This window comes from Actinokineospora sp. NPDC004072 (genome assembly GCF_053604195.1).
On the sequence record NZ_JBSGHB010000001.1, the window covers coordinates 496,214 to 520,049 of the forward strand.

The 23,836-nt window shown below is 74.0% G+C and carries 23 protein-coding genes; 7 read left to right on the forward strand and 16 right to left on the reverse strand.

The features are described 5' to 3' along the window. Positions 1 to 19: 19 nt before the first annotated feature. From ACWEPX_RS02095 to wrbA, 9 genes are all read right to left on the reverse strand, one after another. Positions 20 to 1,006: a glutathione S-transferase C-terminal domain-containing protein gene (locus ACWEPX_RS02095; protein ID WP_451895210.1), complete on the reverse strand. Its 987-nt coding sequence runs from the start codon at positions 1,004 to 1,006 to the stop codon at positions 20 to 22. Beyond that, positions 985 to 2,199 carry an MFS transporter gene (locus ACWEPX_RS02100; protein WP_451895211.1) on the reverse strand — a complete coding sequence of 405 codons (1,215 nt, stop codon included), beginning with the start codon at positions 2,197 to 2,199 and terminating at the stop codon, positions 985 to 987. Before ACWEPX_RS02100 ends, ACWEPX_RS02095 begins: the two co-directional genes overlap by 22 nt. A 570-nt stretch (positions 2,200 to 2,769) precedes the next feature. Continuing rightward, a complete protein-coding gene (locus ACWEPX_RS02105; RefSeq protein WP_451895212.1) occupies positions 2,770 to 4,110 on the reverse strand; it encodes an NAD-dependent epimerase/dehydratase family protein in 1,341 nt (446 codons plus the stop codon). A gap of 158 nt (positions 4,111 to 4,268) precedes the next feature. Next, positions 4,269 to 5,315, reverse strand: coding sequence for a methyltransferase (locus ACWEPX_RS02110; RefSeq protein ID WP_451895213.1), 1,047 nt, complete (start codon positions 5,313 to 5,315; stop codon positions 4,269 to 4,271). Positions 5,316 to 5,327: 12 nt separating this feature from the next. Next, positions 5,328 to 6,092, reverse strand: coding sequence for an aldo/keto reductase (locus ACWEPX_RS02115; protein ID WP_451895264.1), 765 nt, complete (start codon positions 6,090 to 6,092; stop codon positions 5,328 to 5,330). Between the two features lie 133 nt (positions 6,093 to 6,225). Beyond that, complete coding sequence (locus ACWEPX_RS02120; protein WP_451895214.1) at positions 6,226 to 7,446, reverse strand: acyl-CoA dehydrogenase family protein; 1,221 nt, start codon at positions 7,444 to 7,446, stop codon at positions 6,226 to 6,228. 48 nt (positions 7,447 to 7,494) lie between these two features. Further along, complete coding sequence (locus ACWEPX_RS02125; protein WP_451895215.1) at positions 7,495 to 7,896, reverse strand: YybH family protein; 402 nt, start codon at positions 7,894 to 7,896, stop codon at positions 7,495 to 7,497. 22 nt (positions 7,897 to 7,918) lie between these two features. Further along, positions 7,919 to 8,437 (reverse strand): flavin reductase family protein, encoded by a 519-nt coding sequence (locus ACWEPX_RS02130; RefSeq protein WP_451895216.1) that lies wholly within the window; start codon positions 8,435 to 8,437, stop codon positions 7,919 to 7,921. A gap of 350 nt (positions 8,438 to 8,787) precedes the next feature. Next, entirely contained in the window at positions 8,788 to 9,402 is a 615-nt protein-coding gene (gene wrbA / locus ACWEPX_RS02135) for an NAD(P)H:quinone oxidoreductase (RefSeq protein WP_451895217.1), read from the reverse strand. A gap of 96 nt (positions 9,403 to 9,498) precedes the next feature. On the opposite strand from wrbA, the gene ACWEPX_RS02140 reads away from it, so the two are divergent. Then, the gene (locus tag ACWEPX_RS02140) at positions 9,499 to 9,984 is read left to right on the forward strand and encodes a MarR family winged helix-turn-helix transcriptional regulator (RefSeq protein ID WP_451895218.1); all 486 of its coding nucleotides are present in this window, start codon (positions 9,499 to 9,501) and stop codon (positions 9,982 to 9,984) included. A 16-nt stretch (positions 9,985 to 10,000) separates the two neighbouring features. Here ACWEPX_RS02140 and ACWEPX_RS02145 read toward each other — a convergent pair whose 3' ends face one another. The 5 genes from ACWEPX_RS02145 to ACWEPX_RS02165 form a co-directional block, all read right to left on the reverse strand. Then, on the reverse strand, positions 10,001 to 12,028 hold the full coding sequence (locus tag ACWEPX_RS02145) for a BTAD domain-containing putative transcriptional regulator (RefSeq protein WP_451895219.1): 2,028 nt from the start codon (positions 12,026 to 12,028) through the stop codon (positions 10,001 to 10,003). Between the two features lie 388 nt (positions 12,029 to 12,416). Further along, a complete protein-coding gene (locus tag ACWEPX_RS02150; protein WP_451895220.1) occupies positions 12,417 to 14,738 on the reverse strand; it encodes a xanthine dehydrogenase family protein molybdopterin-binding subunit in 2,322 nt (773 codons plus the stop codon). Next, entirely contained in the window at positions 14,735 to 15,193 is a 459-nt protein-coding gene (locus ACWEPX_RS02155) for a (2Fe-2S)-binding protein (RefSeq protein WP_451895221.1), read from the reverse strand. Before ACWEPX_RS02155 ends, ACWEPX_RS02150 begins: the two co-directional genes overlap by 4 nt. Further along, entirely contained in the window at positions 15,190 to 15,972 is a 783-nt protein-coding gene (locus tag ACWEPX_RS02160) for an FAD binding domain-containing protein (RefSeq protein WP_451895222.1), read from the reverse strand. The genes ACWEPX_RS02155 and ACWEPX_RS02160 overlap by 4 nt, the downstream gene beginning before the upstream one ends. 336 nt (positions 15,973 to 16,308) lie before the next feature. Beyond that, on the reverse strand, positions 16,309 to 16,887 hold the full coding sequence (locus ACWEPX_RS02165) for a TetR/AcrR family transcriptional regulator (RefSeq protein ID WP_451895223.1): 579 nt from the start codon (positions 16,885 to 16,887) through the stop codon (positions 16,309 to 16,311). Positions 16,888 to 16,938: 51 nt separating this feature from the next. Between ACWEPX_RS02165 and ACWEPX_RS02170 the strand changes: the two genes are divergently transcribed. Beyond that, entirely contained in the window at positions 16,939 to 17,496 is a 558-nt protein-coding gene (locus ACWEPX_RS02170) for a GNAT family N-acetyltransferase (RefSeq protein WP_451895224.1), read from the forward strand. 5 nt (positions 17,497 to 17,501) lie between these two features. Continuing rightward, the gene (locus tag ACWEPX_RS02175; protein WP_451895225.1) at positions 17,502 to 18,239 is read left to right on the forward strand and encodes a PIG-L deacetylase family protein; all 738 of its coding nucleotides are present in this window, start codon (positions 17,502 to 17,504) and stop codon (positions 18,237 to 18,239) included. On the opposite strand, the gene ACWEPX_RS02180 is transcribed toward ACWEPX_RS02175, so the two are convergent. Beyond that, positions 18,240 to 19,061, reverse strand: a complete 822-nt coding sequence (locus tag ACWEPX_RS02180; protein ID WP_451895226.1) for a dienelactone hydrolase family protein — start codon at positions 19,059 to 19,061, stop codon at positions 18,240 to 18,242. Positions 19,062 to 19,135: 74 nt separating this feature from the next. Between ACWEPX_RS02180 and ACWEPX_RS02185 the strand changes: the two genes are divergently transcribed. From ACWEPX_RS02185 to ACWEPX_RS02200, 4 genes are all read left to right on the forward strand, one after another. Continuing rightward, entirely contained in the window at positions 19,136 to 20,116 is a 981-nt protein-coding gene (locus tag ACWEPX_RS02185; protein WP_451895227.1) for a GlxA family transcriptional regulator, read from the forward strand. 49 nt (positions 20,117 to 20,165) lie between these two features. Beyond that, positions 20,166 to 20,738: a dihydrofolate reductase family protein gene (locus ACWEPX_RS02190; protein WP_451895265.1), complete on the forward strand. Its 573-nt coding sequence runs from the start codon at positions 20,166 to 20,168 to the stop codon at positions 20,736 to 20,738. Beyond that, positions 20,735 to 21,367 (forward strand): adenosylcobinamide amidohydrolase, encoded by a 633-nt coding sequence (locus tag ACWEPX_RS02195; RefSeq protein ID WP_451895228.1) that lies wholly within the window; start codon positions 20,735 to 20,737, stop codon positions 21,365 to 21,367. Before ACWEPX_RS02190 ends, ACWEPX_RS02195 begins: the two co-directional genes overlap by 4 nt. 385 nt (positions 21,368 to 21,752) lie before the next feature. Then, positions 21,753 to 22,280, forward strand: coding sequence for a ricin-type beta-trefoil lectin domain protein (locus ACWEPX_RS02200; protein WP_451895229.1), 528 nt, complete (start codon positions 21,753 to 21,755; stop codon positions 22,278 to 22,280). A gap of 51 nt (positions 22,281 to 22,331) precedes the next feature. On the opposite strand, the gene ACWEPX_RS02205 is transcribed toward ACWEPX_RS02200, so the two are convergent. Next, positions 22,332 to 23,798, reverse strand: coding sequence for a trypsin-like serine protease (locus ACWEPX_RS02205; RefSeq protein WP_451895230.1), 1,467 nt, complete (start codon positions 23,796 to 23,798; stop codon positions 22,332 to 22,334). Between the last annotated feature and the right edge of the window lie 38 nt (positions 23,799 to 23,836).

Consider the following 23,836-nt stretch of genomic DNA (forward strand, 5'->3'; position numbering starts at 1 on the left):
CGGGAGGGGCCTGCGCCCGTCAGGCGACCAGGCCCGCGGGTGAGACCGGTTCGCGGGGCGGGCCGGGCGGGACGCCGTCGCCGAACGGGGAGCCGCCCATGGCCTCGCGGCCGTGCGGGGTCAGCCACCGCCTGCGGTCGGGGCCGCCGGGCAGGATGTGGTGCGGGTTCGACTCGTCCAGCACCAGGTGGTAGTGGCGGTGGATGTGGTCGAAGTCGACCGTGTCCCCGAAGCCGGGGGTCTGGAACAGGTCGCGGGCGTAGGCCCAGAGGTTGGGCAGCTCGGTGAGCTTGACCCGGTTGCAGCGGAAGTGGCCGTGGTAGACGTGGTCGAACCGGACGAGGCTGGGGAACAGGTGCACGTCCGGGTCGGTGATCGCCCCGCCCATCAGGTAGCGGCGGGTGGCCAGGCGCTCCTCCAGCGCGTCCAGCCGGGCGAACAGCGCGGCGAAGGCCCGGTCGTAGGACTGCTGGCTGCGGGCCATTCCCACCTCGTAGACGCCGACGACGACGTCGCGGTGCAGGTCGGCGTTGAGCGCGTCGATCTCGTCCCGCAGGCGCTCGGGGTAGAGGTCGGGCGCGCCGGGGCGGTGCAGGGCGCGCCACTCGGTGGCGAAGTCCAGCGGGATCGTGGCGAAGTCGTTGGTGACCACGTGCCCGCTGGGGACGTCGACGATGGCCGGGACGGGGAAGCCGCCGTCGTAGCCGGGTTCGGCGGCCAGGTAGGGCTCGCTGACGTAGCGGACGCCGAGGACGGGGTCGCGCCCGCCCGGGTCTAGGGAGAAGCGCCACCCCCGCTCGTCCTGGATGGGGTCGGCGATGGCCAGCGACAGCGCGTCCTCCAGCCCGAGCAGCCTGCGGGCGACGATCGCCCGGCTGGCGAAGGGGCAGGCGCGGCTGGCCATCATCCGGTAGCGGCCCGCCGCCACCGGCCACCGCGCCGACTGGTCGGCGCGGATGCGGTCGGCGAAGCGGCTGGGCGCCATCACCGGCTCGTCGGTTCCCATGTCACCTCCGGTTCCTGGTTCCCCGCCGAGACTGGCAGATCCGCGCCCGCCGCGCCGCGCCTGCCCGCGAAGAGCACCGCGGCGGCGACGGCGTTGAGCACCGCCAGCGCCAGGCACAGCGCGACCAGCCCGCCGATGGCCACCATCGCGCCCGCGATCACCAGGCTGCCCAGGGCGCCCGCCGCGCCCATCGCGAACTCGCCGAAGCCCTCGGCCCGCGGCCGCAGCTCCTCCGGGGTGACCTCGATGAGCCACATGCTGCCGCTGATGAGGTGGGCGTTCCAGAACAGGGCGACGAGGATGAGCAGCGCCAGGTCCACCACCAGGTTGCCGCTGGCCAGGCCGAGCAGCATCAGCGCGGACATGCCGACCATCGCCGCGAGGGCCAGCTTCTGCGGGCCCAGCCGGGCGGCCAGCGCGGCCGAGAGCGGCCCGAAGGCGAACATCGCTCCGATGTGGACGGCCATGACCACGCCGACGAGGTCCAGGCCCGCGCCGTTGTGCTGCAGGTGGTTGGGGGCGGCGCCCATGAGCGCCACCATCGACAGGTTGCCCAGGCCGAGCACCGCCAGCGGCCGCGCCCGCCCGGGCACCCGGCCGCGCGCGGGGGCGGGCTCCCCCACGGGCTTGGTGCGCGCCAGCAGGCCCAGGCCGATCACCGCGGCCGCGGGGAAGGCGACCACGGCCAGCAGGTGCAGCGCGGTCTCGGGGACGAAGCCCAGCGCCTGCGCGACCGGGCCGAGCGGGCCGAGCAGCAGCGGGCCGACCACGGCCCCGATGGTCACCGCGGCCACCGCGGCGCCGATCGCCCGCGCGGCGCGGCCCGGTTCGGCGAGGTCGGCGGCCACGTAGCGGCCCAGCATCACCCCGGTCGTGCCCGCGCCCAGCAGCACGGACCCGACCAGCAGCGCCGCGAAGCCCCAGTCGACGGAGAACACCGCAATGGCCGCGCCTATCGCGGCCGCGGCATGGCAGGCCAGGATGCCGCGCATCCGACCCCCGCGGCGCATCAGCGCCGCGGCCAACGGCCCAGCCAGCGCCGACCCGGCGACCAGCGCCGACATCGCCACCGACCCCGACGCCGCCGACCCGGTGATCAGCTCGGCGAGCAACGGCCCCGACGCCGCCCCCGCAGCCAACCCGAGCGACCCGACAACCTGGCTGGCGATCAGGAACACCAACGCGCGGTTCACAGCAAGTCCTTTCCCTTCCGTGGATTCCAGCCCACCGATCGGCGGACACGAGCGACCACCGGCCGCCCGACACTCAAGGCCCTGCCAGCCGCGACCACCCAGCCGCCGCCCACTCCACAAAGCCCTGCCAACCGCGACGCCGCGGCCAGCTACCAGCAAGCGCCCTCGGGTCGCCTGTCACCGCTCCGCCCACCAGCGGACGCGGTCGTCGACCATGCAGTCGCCGGCCCTCGCGGAAGCGGCCACAGCACACCGAAGCCAGCAAGCCCTTCCCCGCTCGGCGTTCACCGTTGCGCCCACAAAGCAGCCACGGCCGCCCACCACGCGGCCGCCGGCACTCGCGGACGGGGCCACAAGCGCGGCGCGGCCTTCCCCGGTCGCCCTTCACCGCTGCGCCCACCGGCAGCCCCGGCCGCGGACCATGCGGTCGCTGGCGCTCGGGGAAGCAGTCACAGCACACCGGAGCCAGCAAGCCCTTCTCCGCTCGGCGATCATCGTCCCGCCCACCACGCGGCCGCCGGCACTCGTGGGAGCGGCGGCACGCGCGGCGCGGCCTTCCCCGGTCGCTCTTCACCGCTCCGCCCACCAGCGGACGCGGTCGTCGACCATGCGGTCGGTGGGGCTCATGGAGGCTCGGCGGGGGGCGGTGAGGCGGGCTACCAGGCGGATGATGGGGGGTGGGGCTTGGGCGAGCATGCCCTCCAGGAGGGTGCGGGCCAGGTGGTCGACGGCGGAGAGGACGGCGTCGGCGTTGTCGGCGGCGCTGTGCTCGTCGATGCGGTCCATGAGCCTGCCCGCGATTGTGGGGAGGCGGAAGCGGACGGGGACGACGTCGATGGCGGGGGCGGCCGAGGGCACTGCCAGCGGGGCCTCGAACGGGTTGAACAGGGCGCTGGTGCCGGAGACGCCCATCGGGCCCGTCAGGTCGGGGCACGCCTCGTGCTCGCTGGTGTCGTCGGCCAGCGGCACCGATGACAGGCCCTCCTCGGCGAGCACGCCGACCACGAGGTCGAACGCGCGCACGGGGTAGGAGAGGTCGCGCAGCGCGTGCAGGCCGGAGGCGCCTTCGCCTGCTCCCAGCGCGGTCGCCAGCAGCAGCCGGACGCACTCGCGGGCCGACTGGACGTGGAAGCGGCAGCCGGTGGCGGGCAGCCACACCACCGAGTCCTCCCGGCCAGCCCGGCGCAGGCGCTCGACCAGCGGCGAGCGGTCCACCACGTGCGCGGCGCGCGCCACCGCCGTGCGCAGCAGGCCGCGGGTCGCGGCGTCGGCCACGATCAGCTCGGCGATGCGCTCGGCCGCGGCCACCGAGTCGCGGGAGTACGGCAGCAGCGAGCGCTCCGTCGAGCCCAGCACCAGCGCGCCCACGCGGGTGCCCACGGCGGCGTCGACCACGTGCCGGGTGCCCAGGATGGTGGTGGCCGCGGTGCGGTGGCCGGGGTCGTCGCCGAGCTCGTGGTCGGCGTCGAGGTCGGTTTGGCCGATGAGGTGGAAGACGATGTCGGGCCGCGCCGCGCCGACGGCCCTGGCGACCGCGGCCCGGTCGCGCACGTCCACCCGGTGGTGCTCGACCACGCCTGCCGGGCCGGGGCCGACGGTGGTCAGCAGGCGCGGGTTCATCTCCAGCAGCGCCTCGCACAGCGCGTCGCCGACGCGCGCGGTCTCCCCCGTCACCAGGATGCGGCGGTGGGCGACCAGCTCCCGGATGCGGTCCAGCGGGACCGCGACGTCGCGGTCGGCCGCCGCCCGGAAGCGCCGGTACTCGTGGGCCGCGTGCCGGTGCACCCGCACCAGCACCGTGGACAGGCGGCGCAGCCGCTCGCGGGTGACCGCGTCGACCGGCAGCCCGCGCCGGGGGGCCGCGGACCGCAGTTCCGCAAGCACCCGGTCGATCTCACCTGCTCGCCGCATCCTTCGTCGCCTCACCAACCGCAACTGGAAAGCCGCATCGACGCTAGCCGCGCCCGCTCTCCGGTCGGTCTCAGCGGCGGAGAGCGGCGGTGGTGGGCAGGGGGACCGTCCCGCCCACCACCGACCACCCCTCGCCGCGCCGCGGGCCGGGGCGTCCCTCAGCCCGCGGCCCCCTTCACGCCGCTGATCACGCCGTGCGGGGTCCAGGTGTCGCCGGGGGCGCGGCGCACCGCGCCGAACCCGGCCTCGCGCAGCCAGCCCTCGTAGGCCGCCCAGGGGTAGATCATGCTGCGCGGCGCGGTGAGCGTGGCGAAGTAGGCGTTGTCCAGCGCCGAGTACAGCGGCCCGTCGCCGGAGTCGTCGGACATCACGTTGAACACCATGACCCGGCCGCCCTCGGGCAGCGCGTCGTGGGCCCGGCGCAGCAGCGCGACGTTCTGCTCCGGGGACCAGATCACCAGCTGGTTGGCGAACAGGACCGCGTCGTGGCCCGGCGGGTAGGGGTCGTTGAAGATGTCGAGCGGGGCGACGTCGATGCGGTCGGCCAGGCCCGCGTCGGCGACCTTGCCGCGCGCGATCTCCACGGCGCCGGGCAGGTCCACGACGGTGAACCGGACGCCCGGGTTGGCCTTGGCCAGGGCGATGGCGTTGACCCCGTCGCCGCCGCCGACGTCGAGCACCCGCCGCACGCCCGTCAGGTCGGCCTTGGCGACCAGGACCGGGTTGGACAGCCGCGACCAGGACCGCATGCACCGGTAGAACAGCGCTTCCAGGTGCGGGGTCTCCGGCAGCCGGTGGTAGAGGTCGTCGCCGGTGCCCGCGAACCGCTGCAACCCGGCGTTGGTGTCGGTGCGCAGCGACTCCACCAGGTCCGACAGCGGCAGGTACACCAGCTGGGCCTCGAAGTCGACGATGTCGGCGAAGATCTCCCACGAGCCGTCGTCGAACATGCGCGAGAGGACCTCGGCGTTGCGGTAGCGGCCGTCGGCCACCTCGGTCAGCCCGAGCGCGGTGGCGCCCAGCAGCAGGATGCGGGTGGACCGCTCGGACAGGCCCAGCGCGGGGCCGATGTCGGCCGCGGCCAGCTCGCCCTTCTCCCGCAGCAGCGCGAACAGGCCGAGTTCGACGCCCGCGCGCAGCATCTGGAAGGCCGCGGCCCCGAACAGCGGGCCGACCAGGTCCTCCCGGGTACGGATCTTGGACACCGGTTGCTCCTCTCAGGACACGTCGAACAAGGTGCCGGGCACGGGGTTGCAGCGCTGCTCGCCGAGCCTGCCCAGCGCCGCCATCTGGGCGTCGTCGAGGGCGAAGCCGGTCAGGTCGAAGTTGGCCCGGATGCGGTCGGCCCGCTCCGACTTGGGGATCACCACCACGCCCAGCTGCAGGTGCCAGCGCAGCACGACCTGGGCGGGGGTGCGGCCCACCGCGGCGGCGACCGCCACCACGTCCGGGTGCTGGAGCAGGCCCTGGTTGCGGCCCAGCGGGCTCCACGCCTGGGTGACGATGCCCCGCTCGGCGTGGGCGGCCCGCAGCTCCTCCTGCTGGAACATCGGGTGCAGCTCGACCTGGTTGACCGCGGGCACGACCCCGGTCTCCGCGGCGAGGCGGTCCAGCTCGGCCACGCCGAAGTTGGACACCCCGATCGAGCGGATGCGGCCCTCGTCGCGCAGCCGGGTCATGGCCCGCCAGCTGCCCGGGTACCTGCCGAGCGCGGGCCGCGGGAAGTGGATGAGGTAGAGGTCGACGACGTCCATCCCGAGCCGCTGGGCGCTGGCGTCGAAGGCGCGCAGCGTCTCGTCGTAGCCGTGGGCGTCGTTCCACAGCTTGGTGGTGACCACGAACTCCGAGCGCGGCACGCCGCTGTTGGCGATCGCCTTGCCGACGCCTTCCTCGTTGCCGTAGGCGGCGGCGGTGTCGATGAGCCGGTAGCCGGTGTCGATCGCGGTGGCCAGCGGGCCGACCACGTCGTCGGGGGAGATCATGAACACCCCGAAGCCGACTTGCGGGATCGTCGTGCCGTCGTTGAGCCGGACCGCGGGCGGGGCGGGGAGCGCGTCGCGGGCGGCGGCGGGCGGGGGTGCGGTGGTGGACACGGGCGGGACTCCTCTGGCGCGGCTAGCTGTAGCGGGCGGGCTCGGGGATCTCGTCGCAGAGCCGGAACAGGCCGACCTCGCGGCGCTGGTAGGCCACCGGGTGGTGCAGCGTGTGGGTGCGCACGTTGCGCCAGAACCGGTCGAAGCCGAAGGCGTTGGCGGTCGAGCGGGCGCCGGTCACCTCGAAGATCCGGGTGGTCACCTCCAGGGCGACCTCGTCGGCGCGGGCCTTGACCGCGGCGGTGCGGACCTTGTACTCCCCGCGCATGCGCGGGGTGACCGACAGCCGGTCGCGGTGCAGCGGCAGGCCCTCCTCGGCCACCTGGTCGGCGAACGCCTCGACGGCCCACAGCTTGGCGGTCAGGTCGCCGATGGTGTCCTGCACGCGCGGCTCGTCCACGGTGCGCTCGTAGCCACCCCAGCCGCGCTTGCCCTGGGTGTACTCGATGGCGGCGTTGAGCGCGCCGTTGGCCACGCCCAGCCACAGGTTGGCGAACAGCAGCTGCCCGATGGGGACGTTCATCGTCATGTACGCCGTCGGCTGGAACTTCTTGCCGGTGAAGCCGAGCGCGTCCTCCCACGGCACCTTCACGTCGCGGATGGTCACCCCGCCGCTGTCGGTGAGGCGCTGGCCCATGTTGTCCCAGTTGTCGTGGTAGACGATCCCGGGCTGGTCGGTGGGCACGATGCCGATGACGTGGTCGCCGCTGTCGAGCACGCCTTCGAGCACGGCGTGGTCGGAGACCTTGATGCCGGTGCAGAAGCTCTTCTTGCCGCTGAGCACCAGGTGGTCGCCCTCGTCGGTGGCCACCACGTCGGCGTCGCGCGGGTTGAGGGCGCAGCCGAAGAACCAGTTGCCGCGGGCGGCGTCGCGCTCGACGCGCTCGATCTGCTCGGCGGTGCCGACCATGCGCGGCAGCCAGCACCAGGTGTAGTGGTCGCCCAGGAGCTGGCCGATGGAGCCGTCGGCCGCGCCGATGGCGCGCACGACCTTGTAGGCGGTCGGCCACTCCTGCCCGCCGCCGCCGTGCTCGGCGGGGCCGAGCAGGGTCGCCAGCCCGGCGTCCTTGATGATCTGGATCTCCCGGTGCGGGGTGCGGTTGGCCCGGTCGCGCTCGGCTGCGCCCTCGGCGAGCACCGCGGCGACCTCGTGCGCCCTGGCCACCCAGCCCTCTGCTGTGGTGGGGCGGGCGGACCAGTCGGGGTGCTCGGTGCGCGCGGGCGCGGGCAGGGTGGTGGTCACGGTCGTCTCCTCGGATCAGGTGCGGTGCGGGGGGTGGGTCGGGGCTCGCTACGGCGCGGCGGTGCCGTGCGGGTTGTCGATGATGGAGCGCCAGAGCCCGTCGGCCCCGCGGCGCAGCACGTCGGTGCTGGAGCCCTGCAGGCTCAGCTGCTGCCCGTCGGGCGTGGTGCCCTCGACCCGCCAGTCGGCGATGATCAGCGCGGTGTCGTCGGCGACGTAGACGTGCCGGTCCTCGATCTCCATCGGCAGGCCCAGCGCCAGGAAGTCGGCGACGGCCTTGCGGGCGTCGTCGCCGGTGACGGGGTCGCCGGGGGCGCGGACGAACACCGCGCGGGGGTCCATCGTGGCCACGACGGCGGCCGGGTCGCCGGAGTTGAACGCCTTGGCGAAGTTGGCGGTGTGCTCGTGCGGGTCGGCGACCGGTGCGAAGGCCTCGGTGCTGGCGGCCATGCCGGTTCTCCTCTCTGTCGGGTCAGGCGTTGGCGGGTTCGGGCCAGGCCGAGTAGGACCGCAGCCCGTAGAGCAGGGGGCGCCGGACACCCCGGCGCAGCACGCGGGTGACCGTGCCGATGACGATGGTGTGGTCGCCGATCGGCTCGGTGCGGGCGACGGCGCAGTCGGCCACCGAGTGGGCGTCCTCGCGCAGGTGCGGCCCGCCCGCCTCCGCGTCGACCGTCCACTCGACGCGGTCGAAGCGGCGCGGGTCGCCGGAGGCGAACAGCTCCGCGGTCCGCCGCGCGTCGTGGTCGAGCAGGTTGACCGCGAACGCGCCCGCGGCGGTCACCGCGGCCAGGGTCGGGCTGGCGCTGCGCAGGCAGACCAGCAGGGTCGGCGGCTCGACGGTCACGCTGCACACCGCCGAGCAGGTCATCCCCCACGGGATGCCGCCTGCGGCGAGCGCGGTCACCACGGCCACCCCGGTCGGGAACCCGGCCATGAGCGCCCGGAAGTCGTCCTCCCGCACTTCCTCGGGCGCGATTCGGTCTGGCATGGACACCGCCTCTGCCGATCACGGGCCGTTTGGAGGGCGGCCCTCGCGGATTGCGCGATCACCTCGCAGCCCACGCTAGGAGCGCCGCCTCTCGCCCCACTCTCCGCAACCTCTCCCCTGCCCTCTTCTCTGTGCCCTCTTCCCCTGTCCTCCCTCTGCCCTCTTCCCCCTGCCCTCTTCTCTGTGCCCTCTTCCCCTGTCCTCCCTCTGCCCTCTTCCCCCTGCCCTCTCCCCCTGCCCTCTCCCCCTGCGCTCTTCCCCCCTGCTCCGCCGCACGCGCGGCGACGGCCGCCGGGGGAAGACCCCGGCGGCCGTCGGTCGAGCGCGGTATTCGGTTGGGGGGCGGGACCTCAGCCCTGGTCGCGCACCGTCTTGAGGGCGGCGGCGATGCGGGCGAAGCGGGCGCCGTGGAACTCGGCGGCGATCTGGACGTCCTTCTTGCGGTCCTCGTCGGTGTGGGTGGTGCTGATGCCGTAGGGGTTGCCGCCCGCGGCGTGGATGATGTCGTAGTCGGCGTAGCCGGTCGGGACGATGACCGTCCCCCAGTGGTGCATGACGTTGTAGAGGGCCACGAGCGTGGTCTCCTGGCCGCCGTGCACCTCGTAGCTGCTGGTGAAGCCGGTGGCCGCGCGGCCGACCATGACGCCCTCGTGCCACAGCCCGGCCGTGGAGTCGAGGAACTGCTTGAGCTGCGAGGAGACGTTGCCGAAGCGCGTCGGGGTGCCGAAGGCGTAGCCGTCGGCCCAGCGCAGGTCGTCGTGCGTGGCGACCGGGATGTGCGCGGTGGCCTCCAGGTGCGCCCGCCACTCCGGGTTCTGGTCGATCAGGTGGTCGGGGACCAGCTCGGCGGCGCGGCGCAGCCGGACCTCGGCGCCCGCGCTCTCCGCGCCCCGGGCGATCCCCTCGGCGAGGGCGTGGATGGTGCCGGTGGCCGAGTAGTAGATCACGGCGATCCGAACCGTCATTGTTCACCTCTCAACGATTCACCCCAGGACTGTTCACGAACGAACAGTACGCCGGGAAACGTTCACCTGTCAACAGTTGCGAGCTATACTCAGCTGATGCCGAACCGCCAGCACCAGGCGTGGGCCGCGATCTACCGGTTCACCAGCATGGCCAACGCCCGGCTGGACGCCGCCCTGCGCGCCCGGTCCGGGATGACGCTGGCCGAGCACGAGCTGCTGGCCACCCTCGACGCCCACGGCGGCACCGTCCGCATGGGCGAGCTGGCCAAGTCGCTGATGCTGTCCAAGAGCGGCACGACCCGGCTGGTCGCCAAGCTGGAGGACCAGTCGGCCTGGGTCGCGCGCGTGCTGAGCCCCACCGACCGCCGGGCCACCTGGGCGGAGCTGACCCCGCTGGGCCGCAAGGCTCTTGAGGAGTCCCAGCCGGTCTACCGCGCCGCCGTCGCCGCCGTCTTCGGCGACCACCTCCCCGACGACCGGCTGGTCACCCTGGCCGAGGCGCTGGAGCACGTCATCGCCGCCAACGGCTGGGCGCCCGAGCCCAACTCCTGCTCGGAGAGCTTCGCCCCGCCCGGGCGCTGAACCGGGCAGGCGGCGGTCACCACGCGCGCGGCGAGGTCAGCTCGGTGACCTCGGCGCTGAACACCCAGGGCTCGACGTCCGGCGGCGGGACGGCCGCGGCCCGGTGGCGAGCGGCGAAGCGCAGGCCCTCGGCCTCCAGCAGCAGCCAGCCGCCCGGGTCGGACTCCACCATTTCGATCATCTGCGTGCAGGCGCCGTGCGGGCACTCCAGCAGCTCGGAGTCCTCGGGGACGCCGCTGAGCAGCTGCTCGGCGCGCTGGGCCAGGCCGAGCCAGCAGCCTGCGGCGCGGTCGAGGAGCTCGGCGCGCTGGGCGGGCGAGAGCTCCCGCATCGCGCGCTCGCGGGCGTAGAGGCCGACCAGCTCGTGCATCCGGTAGCGCAGCACGCCCATGTGGTCGGTGCCCGCCGCATGCAGCAGCCCGCGGTCGACCAGGTGCTCCAGCACCGGCTCCACCACCGGGATCGGGGTGCTGGTCGCCGCGGCGACCACCCACGCGGCGAAGTCGGGCACCTCCAGCAGGCCCAGGGCCAGCCACACCCGGCGGGCCCGCTCGGGCAGCGCGTCGGCGCTGGGCGCCAGGTGCGAGCGCACGTTCAGCGCGCCGTGGGACAGCTCGTCCAGCCGCCGGGCCGGGTCGCTGAGCCGCTGGGCGAGGTGCCGGACGGGCAGGCGGTGGCGGGCGGCCAGCCGCGCGGCTGCGGCGCGCACCGACAGCGGCAACCGGCCGGTGGCGTTCACCAGGCAGGCAGCGGCCTCCGGGTCGGCGGCCACGCGCTCGTCGCCGACGACGCTGCGCAGCAGCCGCACCGACTGCTCGACGGTCAGCGCGCCCACCTTGACCGGCACCGAGCCGGGCACGTCGGCCATGTGGCAGCGGCTGGTCATCAGCAGCGCGGCCTCCGGGTGCGCGGGCATGACCGGGCATATCCAGTCGGATGTGGGCACGTCGTCGAGCAGCACCAGGATGCGCTTGCCGTCGATGAGGCTGCGGAACAGGCCCGACCGCTCGGCCTGGTCGGCGGGCATGGCCGAATCCGGCACGCCCAGGGCGCGCAGGAACCGGCCGAGGACGTCGAGCACCGGCACCGGGTCGGCGTGGGAGCCGCGCAGGTCGGCGTAGAGCTGGCCGTCCGGGAACTCCCCGCGCACCTGGTGGGCCACGTGCACGGCCAGCGCGGACTTGCCGGAGCCGAAGTCGCCGTGCACGCCGCACACCCGGGGCGCGACCTCGTGGCGGGCGGTCAGCGCGGCGCGGATGCGGTCCTCGTGCTCCGGGCGGGGCACGAAGTCGGGCATAGTCGAGACCAACTGCGCGGGCACCGGCGTGCTCGCTGGAGGCTCGGCCGCGGCCGCCGCGGCGGGCTCGCCCGCCAGGATGCGCTGCTGCATCTCGCGCAGCGCCCGGCCCGGTTCCAGCCCCAGCTCATCGATGAGCCGGGCGCGGCCGCGGGCGTAGACGTCCAGCGCCTCGGCCCGGCGGTCGGCGCTGTAGAGCGCGCACATCAGGTGCGCGCGCAGGCCCTCGCGCAGCGGGTACTGCTCGACCAGGGTGGTCAGCTCATCGATCAGCTCGCGGGCGCGGCCGCACTCGATCTCCAGCGCGACGCACTCCTCCAGCACGGCCAGCCTGCGCTCCTCCCACTGCGCGGCCATCGCCTGCACCACCGGGCTCTCCACCTCGGCGAGCACCGGCCCGCGGAAGAGCGACAGCGCGCAGCGGAACCGCTTGGCCGCCAACGACTTGTCGCCCTGGGCAGCCAGGGCGCGGGCCTCGTCGACGCCGCGGGTGAACTGGTGGGCGTCAACGGCCTGCGGGTCGATGCGCAGCGCGTAGCCCGCTGCGGTGGTCTCGATGAGGTCGGGTGCGGCTCCCGCGAGGGAGAACGAGCGGCGTAACCGCCAGACGCAGGTCTGGACCTGCTCGGCCGCCGTCTTCGGCGGACGCCCGCCCCACAGCGCCTCCACGAACTCCGGGATGGTGACCGTGCGGCCCGGGGCGGCCAGCAGCAGGGCGAGCACGATGCGCTGCCGGTTGCGCCCCACGTTGACGGTCGTGCCACCGACACCTGCTTCGAGCGAACCCAGGACGCGGAAGTACATAAGGCGACAGCCCCCTCTGGCGTCTGCTGACATGACTCACGGAAAGACTGAAGCACAAACTCCACCAACCAGCGTGGAAGATCAAGTGCAGCGTATCAACGCTTTGCCAAACACGTCGAACCGGACACCCATACCACCGGAACGGAGTAGTGCCGGTTACCGAGGACAATCGTCGTCCCCCAGCGCGTTCTTAATAGCTACTCACTTCTCTCTGCCCAGCTCAAAGCCGGGTCAACACCCGGTTGGACCACTTAACTCCCCCTGCCGAACCAATCGCCCCGCACGCTGCGGAGAGCGCGAACGGTAATCGCATTGAATCAGCGGCCAACCATCACCGCATCGGCGATGCCGCGACAGTTCCGGATCTGTCCCCGGTTAGCCCGGCGCGGCGCAGCAATTCCCACACCCGCAGCGGGGTGAATGGGGTCGCCACCAGTCCTGCCGCGATCTCGGGCACCGCGGCGGCCACGGCGTTGCCGACCGCGGCCGGGGCCGGGATCACCCCGGACTCCCCCAGCCCCTTGAACCCGCCGGGCACGTGCGGGCTCGGCGTCTGCCGGTGCTCCAGGCGCAGCCGCGGCACGTCGTCCGCGGTGGGCAGCAGGTAGTCCTGCCACCCGCTGACGCGGGGGACGCCGCCGGGACCGGGGTCCGCATCCTCGCGCAGGGCCACGCCGATCCCCTGCGCGATCCCGCCCGCGATCTGCCCTTCGGCGATGCCCGGGTTGACCAGGACGCCGCTGTCGCTGACCGCCCAGTAGTCCTCAACGGACACCCGCCCGGTGTCCAGGTCCACGGCGACGGCGGCCCCGTGCACCGCGTAGGAGAACGCCTCCGAGGGCGGGTCGAAGTCGGCCTGCTCCTCCAGCCGGATCGTCCCGCCTGCCTCGCGCGCCCAGCCCAGCCAGCCGAGTTCGGCGACCTCGGCCCACGCGATCCGGCGTTCGCCCGCGTGGAAATGGCTGCCGTCCCAGTCGACGGCCTCGACGTCCAGCGCGGCGGCGGCCAGCTCGGCCATGCGCCGCCGCATGCGGTCCGCGGCGCGCACCAATGCCCCGCCCGCCAGCACGATCGAGCGGCTGGCCTGGGCGGCCAGGTCCGAGCGCGGCGTGCTCGCGGTGTCGCCCAGCCGCACCCGCACCCACTCCAGCGGCACGGCCAGGTGCTCGGCGGTGATCTGGGCGAGCGCGGTCTCCACGCCCTGCCCCAGCGCGGTCACCCCGGCCGCGGCGGTGACCGTGCCGTCCTCGTTGACCCGCACGCGCGCGCTCTCCCAGCCCGCGGCGCGGTTGCCCGCCAGCCGGAGCACGCTGGTCGGGCCGTACCCGGTGATCTCCACCGAGCAGGCGTAGCCGACACCCCGCCGCACCCGCCCCGCCGAGGGCCGCGGCTCGGCCAGCTCGACGGCCCGGCGCAGCGCGGCGGGGTAGTCCCCGGAGTCGTAGACCAGGTGGGTCCGGGTGGTGTGCGGCAGCTCGTCCGGGCGGATCAGGTTGCGCAGCCGCAGCTCGACCGGATCGATCCCCAGTTCGCGGGCGGCCTCGTCGACCAGGCGCTCGCGCACCCACGCCGACTCCTGCATCCCGTATCCCCGGTAGGCCGAAGTCGGGGTCGCGGTGGTGTAGACCCCGCGCACGGTCGAGCCCGCCGCGGCGAACCGGTACGGGCCGACCGCGGTGACGCCGGTGACCACGAATGGCCCATTGCCCGCCTGCGTGGCGTAAGCGCCGAGATCGCCGTCGACGCGCACGCGCAGGGCGGTGAAGCGGCCGTCCGCGTCCAGGGCGAGGGTGGCGGTCGCGCGCTGGCCGCGCCCGTGCGGGGCGGCGACCACGCTCTCCGCGCGCGTCTCCACCCACTTGACCCGCCCGCCGACGACCACCGCGGCCAGGCAGGCCAGCAGCTCGTCGGGCTGCGGGAACGCCTTGCCGCCGAAGGCCCCGCCGATGTCCGGGGTGACCACGCGCACCTGGTCGACCCGCAGCCCCAGCACCGCGGCGGCTTCGCGCTGCAGCAGGTGCGGGACCTGCGTCGACGCCCACGCCGTCAGCTCGCGCAGCGCGGGCGACCACTCGGCGACGACCCCGCGCGGCTCCAGCGACGACGGCAGGACCCGCTGGACGGCGAAGTCGCGGGTGATCACGTACGCGGCCCCCGCGATGGCCGCCTCCAGCACCTCGGGCGGGTCGCCCAGGTGCACCTCGCCCGCGATGTTGCCGCCCGCGTACAGCTGCGGGGCGTCCTCGGCGAGCGCGGCGGCGATGCCCGCGACGCCCGGCAGTTCCTCGATGTCCAGGCCGATGCGCTCGGCGGCGTCCTCGGCGGCCGCGCGCCCAGGCGCGACGACGACGGCCACGGGCTGGCCGACGTACCGCAGCACCTCATCCACCAGGGGAATCGTGCGCTGCTGCTGGCCGGGCATGGTCGAGAGCACCGGGATCGGCGCGGCCAGGCGGGCCACGTCGGCCGGGGTGATCACGGTCGTGCCCGGGGGCAGGTCGGGCACGCGCACGCCGAGGAGGCGCCCGTGCGGCACCGGGCTGCGGACGATGGCGGCGTGCCGGTCGGCAGGCAGGTCGTCGACGAACTGCCCGCGCCCCGCCGCCAGCCGCAGCGCGTCGGGCCGGGTGGCCGAGGTCCCGATCCAGCTCACCGCGCCTCCCAGTGCTCGCGGATGGCGGCGCGCACGGCCTCGTACCCGGTGCAGCGGCACAGGTGCCCGGCCAGCACGGTGGTCTCGACCTCGGCGGCGCTCAGCTTCGCCCGCTCCGCGGCGGTGAGCGACATCAGGATGCCGGGCGTGCAGAACCCGCACTGCAGGGCGTTGCGCTCGGCGAACCTGCGCTGGAGCGCGGTGGGCTCCCCGTCCTCGGCGAGCCCTTCGACGGTCTCCACGGCGTGCCCGTCGACCTGGACCGCCAGCAGCAGGCAGGCGCGCACGGGTTCGCCGTCGAGCAGCACCGTGCACGAGCCGCAGAAGCCCTGTTCGCAGCCCACGTGCGTGCCGGTCATGCCCAGCCCGTCGCGCAGCAGCTCGGCGAGGGTCGTGCGCGGCTCGACGGCGCAGGACTGCTCGACGGCGTTGAGGGTGAACCGGATCTGGTTCATCGCAACCGCTCCTCCACCTGCGCCAACAGCGTCCGGACGAGCGCCAGCCGGTACTCCGGCGTAGCGTGCGGGCCTGCGGGCGGGGCGTGGTCGACGCCGAGCCCCCCGCCGTCGAGCTGGGTGATCACCGGCCGATCCGCGATCCCGCCCGCGGCGGCACGCACGACATCACCGGTCACCGCCGCGCAGACCACCGCTAGCGGCAAGTCGTTGGTGCGCACGGAGAACTCGGCCACCGCGGCCCGGTCCGGTCTGGGGAACTCGACGGCGGTCAGCAGTTCTCCCGGCGCGCGGGTCGTCCCGGGGGCGGAGAAGAACTCGGCGGCCGCCACAACTCGCGTGCGTACCTCCCCGTCAGCAGCCAGCGACCGCAGCACCAGCCGCGCCCCGAGCGCGACGGCCACCACCGGCAACTCGGCTGACGGGTCGGCCTGGCAGAGCGATCCGCCGATGGTCGCCCGCGTGCGCACCTGCGGATGCCCGACCATGCGCACCGCATCCACCAGAACGGGCAACGCCTCGGCCACCACCGGATCCCGCTCCACCGCCCGCATCCGCACCAGCGCCCCCACCACCACCCGATCACCGGCGACATCAACGCGATCGAGCCCTTCGACCCCGTTGATGTCGACGACCACCTCCGGCCGCACAACCCGCTGCGTCAGCGCCCGCACCAGGCTCTGCCCACCCGCCAGCGCCACCGCCCCCGGCCGCGCCAACTCCCGCACCGCGTCCTCCACGGTCCGCGGCGCGCAGTAGGTGAAGGGCGCGGCGGTCACCGAGCACCCCGCCACCGCGGGCGCCCATCCCCGACCAGTGCCCAGTCCACACACCCGACACTATCCACGCACGTTCTCATCCCGCTCTCAGCACGCGAACACGGCTGCCTGGTCTGACACCGCATCGGCCGCTACCAGCGCATTCACCACCCCCACCCGACCGCACACCCGGACCTTTCGCTTCCAAGCGTTGTTGTGCCGTGCCGTTCTTCACTGGCCGTATCCTCCAAGGCGCCCAGCACAAAAGCCCATTATCTTGATAGCGAATAGTCGAAATAATGTCGCTACATCTCGCGCGCCAGCACTGTCCACTGTGTACCGAGTGGGACCTCGGTGTCAGGGCTGGAGCAGGGTGAGCTGGTGGTGGACGGCCTCGGTGAGGCGCTTCTCGTCGCCGGTGGCCAGGAGGTCGAGGAGGGCGCCGCGCAGGATTGAGAGGGCGAGGGTGCGGCGGGTTCGGCCGAGGCGGGTGGTGCGTTCGGCGGGGGGCTGGCAGGTGGCGAGGACGGCGAGCCAGTCGGTCACCGTCGACCGGGCGAAGCCCGCCCAGGGGCCGTCGGGTTCGACCAGGGAGCGGGTGTAGGCCTCGACCCACAGGCGGAGCAGGGGGCGGTGCTCCGCGGCGGCCAGCCAGGTCCAGACGCGCGCGACGGCCGGGGCCAGGCCGGGGGGCTGGTCGGGGTGGCTGATCCGGGACAGCAGGGCCAGCTCGTCGGTGCGGGCGCGGGCCAGCAGGGCGCGCAGGAGGCCGTCCTTGCTGCCGAAGAGGTAGAGCAGGACGCGGGGGCTGGAGCCGATCGCCTCGGCCAGCGGGCGCAGGGACAGCTCGGCCAGGCCGTGGGCCAAGGCGTAGCGGTAGGCCGCCTCCAGCAGCTCGGTCTGCCGGGCGGAAGGGGTTGGCGCGGGCTGGGGCACGCCGCTAGCCTAACTGAAACGACTGTTTCAGTACCGACGGAGAGACAGGCCATGTCGCAGCAGGAGCAGCAGCGAGCCACCGTGCGCCGCGCCGACCAACCCGGGGACCTGGGCTGGGTGGTGCTGGCCCACGGCGAGGTCTACCACCGGCAGTTCGGGTGGAACGGCGAGTTCGAGGCGCTGGTCGCCAAGATCGTCGCCGACTTCGCGGGCGGGCACGACCCGCGGCGCGAGGCCGGGTGGATCGCCGAGGTCGACGGGCAGCGGGTGGGCTGCATCTTCCTGGTCGCAGGCGACGAGCCGGGCGCAGCCAAGCTGCGGACCCTGCTGGTCACCCCGGAGGGCCGGGGCTGCGGGCTGGGGACGCGGCTGGTCGCCGAGTGCCTGGACTTCGCGCGGGCCGCGGGCTACGAGCGGGTGACGCTGTGGACCAACGACGTGCTGGTGTCCGCGCGCCGGATCTACCAGGCCTTCGGCTTCACCCTGGTGAGCGAGGAGCCGCACCGCAGGTTCGGCCACGACCTCGTCGGCCAGACGTGGGCGCTGGACCTGCGCGGGGAGCAGGCGCCCGGCGGGGGCTGCGCGGAGCTGGAGGACGCGCGAGGATAGCCGGCATGACGGTGCCCGCCCTCCCCGAGGAGTCCTTCCGGCGCGTGCTCTGCGTCGTCGCGCATCCCGACGACATGGAGTACGGCACGTCCGCGGCTGTAGCCCGGTGGACCGCGCGCGGGATCGAGGTCGGCTACCTCCTGCTCACCCGCGGCGAGGCGGGCATGCCCAGCCCGCCGGAGGAGACCGCGCGGGTGCGGGTCGCCGAGCAGCGGGCCGCCTGCGCGGTCGTCGGGGTCGAGCACCTGACCGTCCTGGAGCACCCCGACGGCGTGCTGGTCTACGGGCTGGACCTGCGCCGGGACATCTGCCGGGAGATCCGCCGCTTCCAGCCCGACGTGGTGGTCGGCGCGGGGTTCGAGGTGGAGACGCCCTACGGGTTCGACCAGGCCGACCACCGGGCGGCCGGGCTGGCCACCCTCGACGCGATCCGCGACGCGGGCAACCGCTGGGTCTTCCCCGAGCAGATCGATGACGAGGGCCTGGCGGCGCACTCGGTGCGCTGGTACATCGTCCCCGCGATGACGGGCTCGGCCACCCACGGCGTGGACGTCACGGGTGAGCCGCTGCGCCGCGGGATCGCCTCGCTGGAGGCGCACGCCGCCTACCTCGCCGCGCTCCCCGACCACCCCGCGCCCGCGGAGCTGATCCCCATGTTCACCGCGATGAGCGGCAAGGCGATGGGCGTCGAGCACGCCATCCTCTTCCGCGCCCACGACCTGCAGGCGCCACCGGAGTTCTGATCACCCGGTGGTCAGGCGCTCGGCGAGGAAGGCGACGATCTCGTCGCGCGCCTGGACCGTCGGGTGGCCCGCCTCGTCGACCAGGTGGGCGGTGACGACGCTGTGCGGGCTGCCGACGACATCGCGGAAGAACGGCGGCGGGTCCGGGTTGGCCCGGTCCCCGGGCAGGACCCGGCCGTCGAAGGCGTCGCCGAGGAGCGCGCGGTAGGCGGCGAAGCGCTGGCCGGTGCACCACCGGTCGTTGTCGAAGCGGTAGGCCAGGACGGTCAGGCCGTCGCGCTGGACGCGCTCGCGCACCGCGGCGGCGTCCTCGGGGCTCAGCTCCAGGCCTGCCGGGTCGTCCAGCGGGAGCGCGGGGTGGTTGACGACCGGCGCGACGACCGCCGGTTCCAGCGCCATCGCCAGCGCGAAGTTGCCGGTGAAGCACAGCCCCACCGCGCCAACCCCGGGCCCGCCGCACTCGGCCAGCGCCTGGGCGGCCAGGCCGCGCAGCCAGGTCACCACCGGGCTCGTGCCGCCGCCCGCGAACGCGCGGAACTCGGCGCTGACGCACGCCCTGCGCATGATCCGCTCGCCCTCGGCCGCGGTCGGGTAGGCGCCGTCGACGCCGAAGAGGGACGGCAGGTAGACGGTGAGGCCTGCGTCCCTGATCCAGCGGGCGAAGCGGACCACGTCCGGGCTGATGCCCGGCATCTCCGGCATCAGCACCACGGCGGGACCGGACCCGCTGACGTGGACGGTCTTGCTGACCCCGCCGACGTCGATCTGGCGCGCGGTGAAGTCGTCGAGGGCGTCGGCGGCCCCGGGGGCGGTGGTCGTCATGGCGGCATCGTGGCCTGCTGGATCGGGGCGCGGACAGGGGCGAGATCGCCACATGCCGGGGTAATCTCGCCACCGTGGTCGGTCTTCGCGTCGGCGTGCTCGCCTACCCGGGGTGCTTCGCGTCCGAGGTGTTCGGGGTGCCCGACCTGCTCACGATGGCCGCGCACGTGGCCGACGCCGAGCCGCACGCCGTCGAGTTCCTCTCGCCGCGGCGGCGGGTCACCGCCTCCGGTGGCGCGCCGATCGCGGTGCGGCCCCTGCGGGAGGTCGACGTCCTGGTCGTGCCCGGGTTCGAGCTGCGGCCCGCGGTCGACGTCGATGCCGTCCTCGGCGGGCTGCGGCCCGAGGTCGAGGCGATCGGGTCCTACGCGCGCTCGGGCACGGCAGTGGTGTCGCTGTGCGTCGGGGCGTTCCTGCTGGCCGAGGCCGGGCTGCTGGACGGGCGGCGGGCGACGACCTCGTGGCTGTTCGCCGACGCGCTCGCCCGCAGGCGCCCGGCCGCCGACATCCGGCCGGGCGAGCTGGTCGTCACCGACAGCGGGGTGACCACGACGGCGGCGTTCAGCGCGATGTACGACTTCGCCCTCGACCTCATCCGCGAGCACCACGGCAGCCGGGTCGCCAGGGCGACCGCGCGCATCGCGCTCGTCGACGACGCCCGGTCCAGCCAGGCCCCGTACGTCGACCTCGGGCTGCTGGCCACGACCGGGACCGGCTTCGCCGACGCCGTGCGGCGGTGGCTGGACCAGCACCTGCGCGAGCCCTACGACCTGGCGCTGCTGGCAGGCGCCTTCCACGTCAGCACCCGCACCCTCCTGCGCCGCTTCCGCGCCGAGACCGGCACGACCCCGCTGGCCCACCTGCAGGACGCCCGCGTGCGCCGGGCGCGGCACCTGCTGGAGACGACCGACCGGACGGTGACCGCGATCGCAGCCGACGTCGGCTACCGCGACCCGGGGGCGTTCAGCGCCGTGTTCGCCCGGCTCACCGGCTGCCGCCCCCGCGACTACCGGGCCAAGTTCCGGCGCGCCACGCCGGGGGCCTGCTCGCCTTGAGGTCCGCGACCGGGCAGGCTGTGCTGCCGTGGGCACGCTGACGTATGGCATGAACGTCTCGCTGGACGGCTACATCGCCGACCCCAACGGGGACATCGGCTGGAGCGAACCGGACGACGAGCTGCACCAGTACTGGAACGACCAGGTCCGGAACACGGCCTTGTCGCTGTACGGACGAAAGCTGTACGAGCTGATGGCCGCCTACTGGCCGACCGCCCACGAGGACCCCGACATCACCCCGATCACCGCCGAGTACGCCGAGCTGTGGTGCGCGATGCCGAAGGTGGTGTTCTCCAAGACCCTGGAGTCGGTGGGCTGGAACTCGCGGCTGGAGCGGCGCGACGTGGTGGAGGTCGCGCGCACGCTCAAGGCCGAGACCGACGGGCTGATCGACGTGGCGGGTGCCACGCTCGCCGCGCCGCTGATCAGGGCCGGGCTGGTGGACGAGTTCCACGTCGTGGTCACGCCCGCCTTGGTCGGCGGCGGGACACCGTTCTTCCCGTCGTTGAGCAAGTGGGTGCAGCTGCGGCTGGTCGAGAGCCGGACCTTCGCCTCGGGGGCGGTCCTGCTGCGCTACGAGAACGCAGACGCGGACCGGTCCTCCCGTACAGTGCCGGGGTGATCGGGAACCCGGAGATCGTCGAGCAGCCGGACGGGCGGCCCGCGCTGCTGTGGCGGCTGCCCGCGGGCACGCGGTGCGCGTCGAGCGCGGTGCTGGGCGGCGGCATCGGCCCCGGCGAGTGGGTGGTCAACGCCGAGGTCGACAAGGACTACGACCGCGAGCCCGTCGCGCACCTGCGGTCGCTGGTCGCCGGGTGGGGGCTCGGCGGGCGGGGCTCGGGCCTGCTCACCGCCGCGGCCGTGCGCCGGTTCAGCGTCGGGTGGGACGGGGAGGCCGGGTGCGCGGCGACGGTCGGGCTGACCTATCCGGTCTACGCCGCCGACCGGGCGTCCGCGGTGGTCGCGGCGGTGCCGGGGACGATCAACCTCGTGTGCTGGGTCCCCGCGCCGCTGGCCGACAGCGCGTTGGTGAACGCCGTCGCCACGGCGACCGAGGCGAAGACGCAGGCGCTCGCCGACGCCGGGGTCGCAGGCACGGGAACGGCGAGCGACGCGCTGGTCATCTGCTGCCCGTCGGGCGGCCAGGAGCCCTACGGCGGCCCGCGGTCGCGGTGGGGCCTCCGCCTGGCCAACGCCGTCCACACCGCCGTCCTCACCGGCACCCGAGAGTGGCAAAGCCGCGCGCGCTGAGGCCACCCTGCTGGTCGGGCACGCCGAGGAGATGGCGTCCGTCCTGGCCGACGCCGATGGACGAGTTCCGCTGAGGGGAACCGCCGACAGCGCGGCGGTTGGGCACCTGAAGCGACTGCGCTGAGGTGGCGTGGATGATCGGGCTCACGCCATCAGAGTGATCTGCATTGAACGTCCTTTGTCGATTCCCCGGGATGCGTCGACCGGACCGGCGGCTGGCTGGAAGCCCCGGTCGGTCGACGCCGGGTCGCCTGTCGCCTGCGCGGGTGAACTGGCGCTCCCTCCGGGTGAAGAGGGGGGAGGACGGCTTTCGACGCTGCCGCGGTCGCGCTGTGGTGGGTCTGCGCCCCGCATCCGGGGACGGCCGAACGAGAAGGGATTCGCGGTGGATCTCACGGACTGCAAGCCCAGGTGGAAGGTGCGGCGGCGGCGCGGGGTCGTCGCCGGGGTGGTCGCGGGGGCCGTCGCGCTGGGGTTCGCCCCGGTGGCGGCGGGTGCGCCCGAGGGGGCGCAGGCCACGGTCTCGTTGCGGAGCGGGGTCAGCGGGCGGTGCGTGGACGTGCCCGGGTTCGCCACCGCCGACGGGACGCAGATCGCGCTGTGGGACTGCAACGGCGGCGCGAACCAGCAGTGGACCACCTCCGGGTCGGGACCGGTCACCATCGCGGGCAAGTGCCTCGACGTGGCCACCGGCCCCGCGGGGGCGGCGACCCCCGGCACCCGGGTGGTGCTGTGGTCCTGCCGGGAGTCGGCCGCCAGCCAGAGCTGGACGCTCAGCACCAGCCAGCCGGGGAAGATCACCAACGCCTCGGGGTTGTGCCTGGACACGGCCATGGGGACCGGCGGCAACGCGGTGCCCCTGGTCGTGTGGCCGTGCGTCGACTCGAAGAGCCAGGTGTGGACGCCCAGGTGAGGCGCGGGTGGAGCCCGTGACCGCGGGGGTCACGGGCTCCACTGTGGACCTTTACCGGACCGTGAGGGTGTACTCCGTCGTGCCGGTCTTGCCGGTGCTGTCCGTCGCGGTGATGGTGACCTTGTAGGTGCCGCGTTGGTACGGGCCCATGACCGTCATGCGGGAGGTCCGTCCCGGGTAGACGGTCTGCGGGGTGAACATCGGCGGGTAGGGCAGGCCGGTGGCGGTGAGGCGGTAGGGGCCGGTGCCGCCGGTGATGGTGATGGTCGCGTTGGCGTAGCCGCCCGGTGGGACGGTGCCCGCGTTCGGGGTGGCCGCGGGTTTCGGGCCGGTGGTGGTGCCGCCGTCGCCGACGGTGAGGGTGTAGTCGGCGGACTTGGCGCCGGAGGCGCCCTTGGCCGTGATGGTGACCTTGTAGGTGCCCGCCTGCGTGGTCGTCGCGGGTTGCAGGGTCAGCTTGGCCACCTCGCCCGCGGTGATGGTGGCCGCGGGTTGGAAGGTGGCGGTGGTGCCCGCGGGCAGGCCCGATGCGCTGAGGTCCAGGCGCTCGGGGCCCTGCTCGCCCGCGGTGGTGGTGACGCTGGTCGAGACGTGCTTGCCGGGCTCGGCCTTGCCGGAGGACGGGGAGAGCGCCACGGCGAACTGGCCGTCGCCGGGGTCGACTCCGCCGATCTCGGCTCGGGCCCAGTCCCCCATCGCGTTGGTCAGGCGGGCCATGATGCTGTAGCGGTCGCAACCGCTGGAGCCCCACGACGAGACCCCGACGACCACGCCGTCGACGATGAACGGGCCGCCGCTGTCGCCGGAGCAGTTCGCGGTGCGGCCGTCGTTGTAGCCGGTGCACACCATCAGGTCGCCGTTGACCCGGATGTCGAACACCTGACAGCTCCCGGGGTCGTTCACCGGGAGAGTGGTCTTGCGCAGCTCACCGGACCCGCCCCCGGACGAGGTCTTGCCGTAGCCCAGGGAGACGCCGGTCTTGCCCGGCTGGGTCAGCGCGGCGTCGCCGGAGCCCGCCACCTTCGCCCACTGGCTCTCCGGCACCGGGATGTCGTCCGCGGTGGTCACCACGGCGACGTCGTAGCCGGTCCGCCAGCCGCCGGAGCCGGTGTAGCCCGGGTGGGTCTTGAACGAGGCGACGGCCGTGCGGAAGGTCTCGTCGCCGGGGGTGTTGAGGTCGTCGTCGCCGTAGATGTAGCTCTTGGCGCCGGTGGTGTCGACCATGCAGTGGGCCGCGGTGAGGATCTTGCGCTTGCCGACGACGGAGGCGGTGCAGGACTGGCCCTGCGGGCCGCCGCCGCCGACGCGCATGCCCGCGATCACGAACGGGTGCTCCCGCACGGTCGTGCGCTCCCCGTTGACGATCTGGGCCCCCGCGTCCCCGGCGCGGAGTTGGTCGGTGGGGATCGCGGCGATGCTGATGCCGTCGGTCGGCGCGGCGACCGCGGGACCGGTGGCGGACAGCGCCACCGCGGCCAGTGCCCCGGCGAGCGCCGCGGCGAGGCGTGGTGTTCTCATCGTTCTCCTCCAAAGCAGGGTTCGGACGGCTGGAACCG

What these genes read in the sequence shown, in the direction of transcription:
- ACWEPX_RS02190 (WP_451895265.1), top strand. Translation starts at nt 20,166, where the DNA reads ATGAACGTCTCGCTGGACGGCTACATCGCCGACCCCAACGGGGACATC.
- wrbA (WP_451895217.1), bottom strand. Translation starts at nt 9,402, where the DNA reads ATGACGGTTCGGATCGCCGTGATCTACTACTCGGCCACCGGCACCATC.
- ACWEPX_RS02175 (WP_451895225.1), top strand. Translation starts at nt 17,502, where the DNA reads ATGACGGTGCCCGCCCTCCCCGAGGAGTCCTTCCGGCGCGTGCTCTGC.
- ACWEPX_RS02115 (WP_451895264.1), bottom strand. Translation starts at nt 6,092, where the DNA reads ATGATCTCCCCCGACGACGTGGTCGGCCCGCTGGCCACCGCGATCGAC.
- ACWEPX_RS02105 (WP_451895212.1), bottom strand. Translation starts at nt 4,110, where the DNA reads ATGCGGCGAGCAGGTGAGATCGACCGGGTGCTTGCGGAACTGCGGTCC.
- ACWEPX_RS02130 (WP_451895216.1), bottom strand. Translation starts at nt 8,437, where the DNA reads ATGCCAGACCGAATCGCGCCCGAGGAAGTGCGGGAGGACGACTTCCGG.
- ACWEPX_RS02170 (WP_451895224.1), top strand. Translation starts at nt 16,939, where the DNA reads ATGTCGCAGCAGGAGCAGCAGCGAGCCACCGTGCGCCGCGCCGACCAA.
- ACWEPX_RS02180 (WP_451895226.1), bottom strand. Translation starts at nt 19,061, where the DNA reads ATGACGACCACCGCCCCCGGGGCCGCCGACGCCCTCGACGACTTCACC.
- ACWEPX_RS02125 (WP_451895215.1), bottom strand. Translation starts at nt 7,896, where the DNA reads ATGGCCGCCAGCACCGAGGCCTTCGCACCGGTCGCCGACCCGCACGAG.
- ACWEPX_RS02095 (WP_451895210.1), bottom strand. Translation starts at nt 1,006, where the DNA reads ATGGGAACCGACGAGCCGGTGATGGCGCCCAGCCGCTTCGCCGACCGC.
- ACWEPX_RS02205 (WP_451895230.1), bottom strand. Translation starts at nt 23,798, where the DNA reads ATGAGAACACCACGCCTCGCCGCGGCGCTCGCCGGGGCACTGGCCGCG.
- ACWEPX_RS02155 (WP_451895221.1), bottom strand. Translation starts at nt 15,193, where the DNA reads ATGAACCAGATCCGGTTCACCCTCAACGCCGTCGAGCAGTCCTGCGCC.
- ACWEPX_RS02140 (WP_451895218.1), top strand. Translation starts at nt 9,499, where the DNA reads ATGCCGAACCGCCAGCACCAGGCGTGGGCCGCGATCTACCGGTTCACC.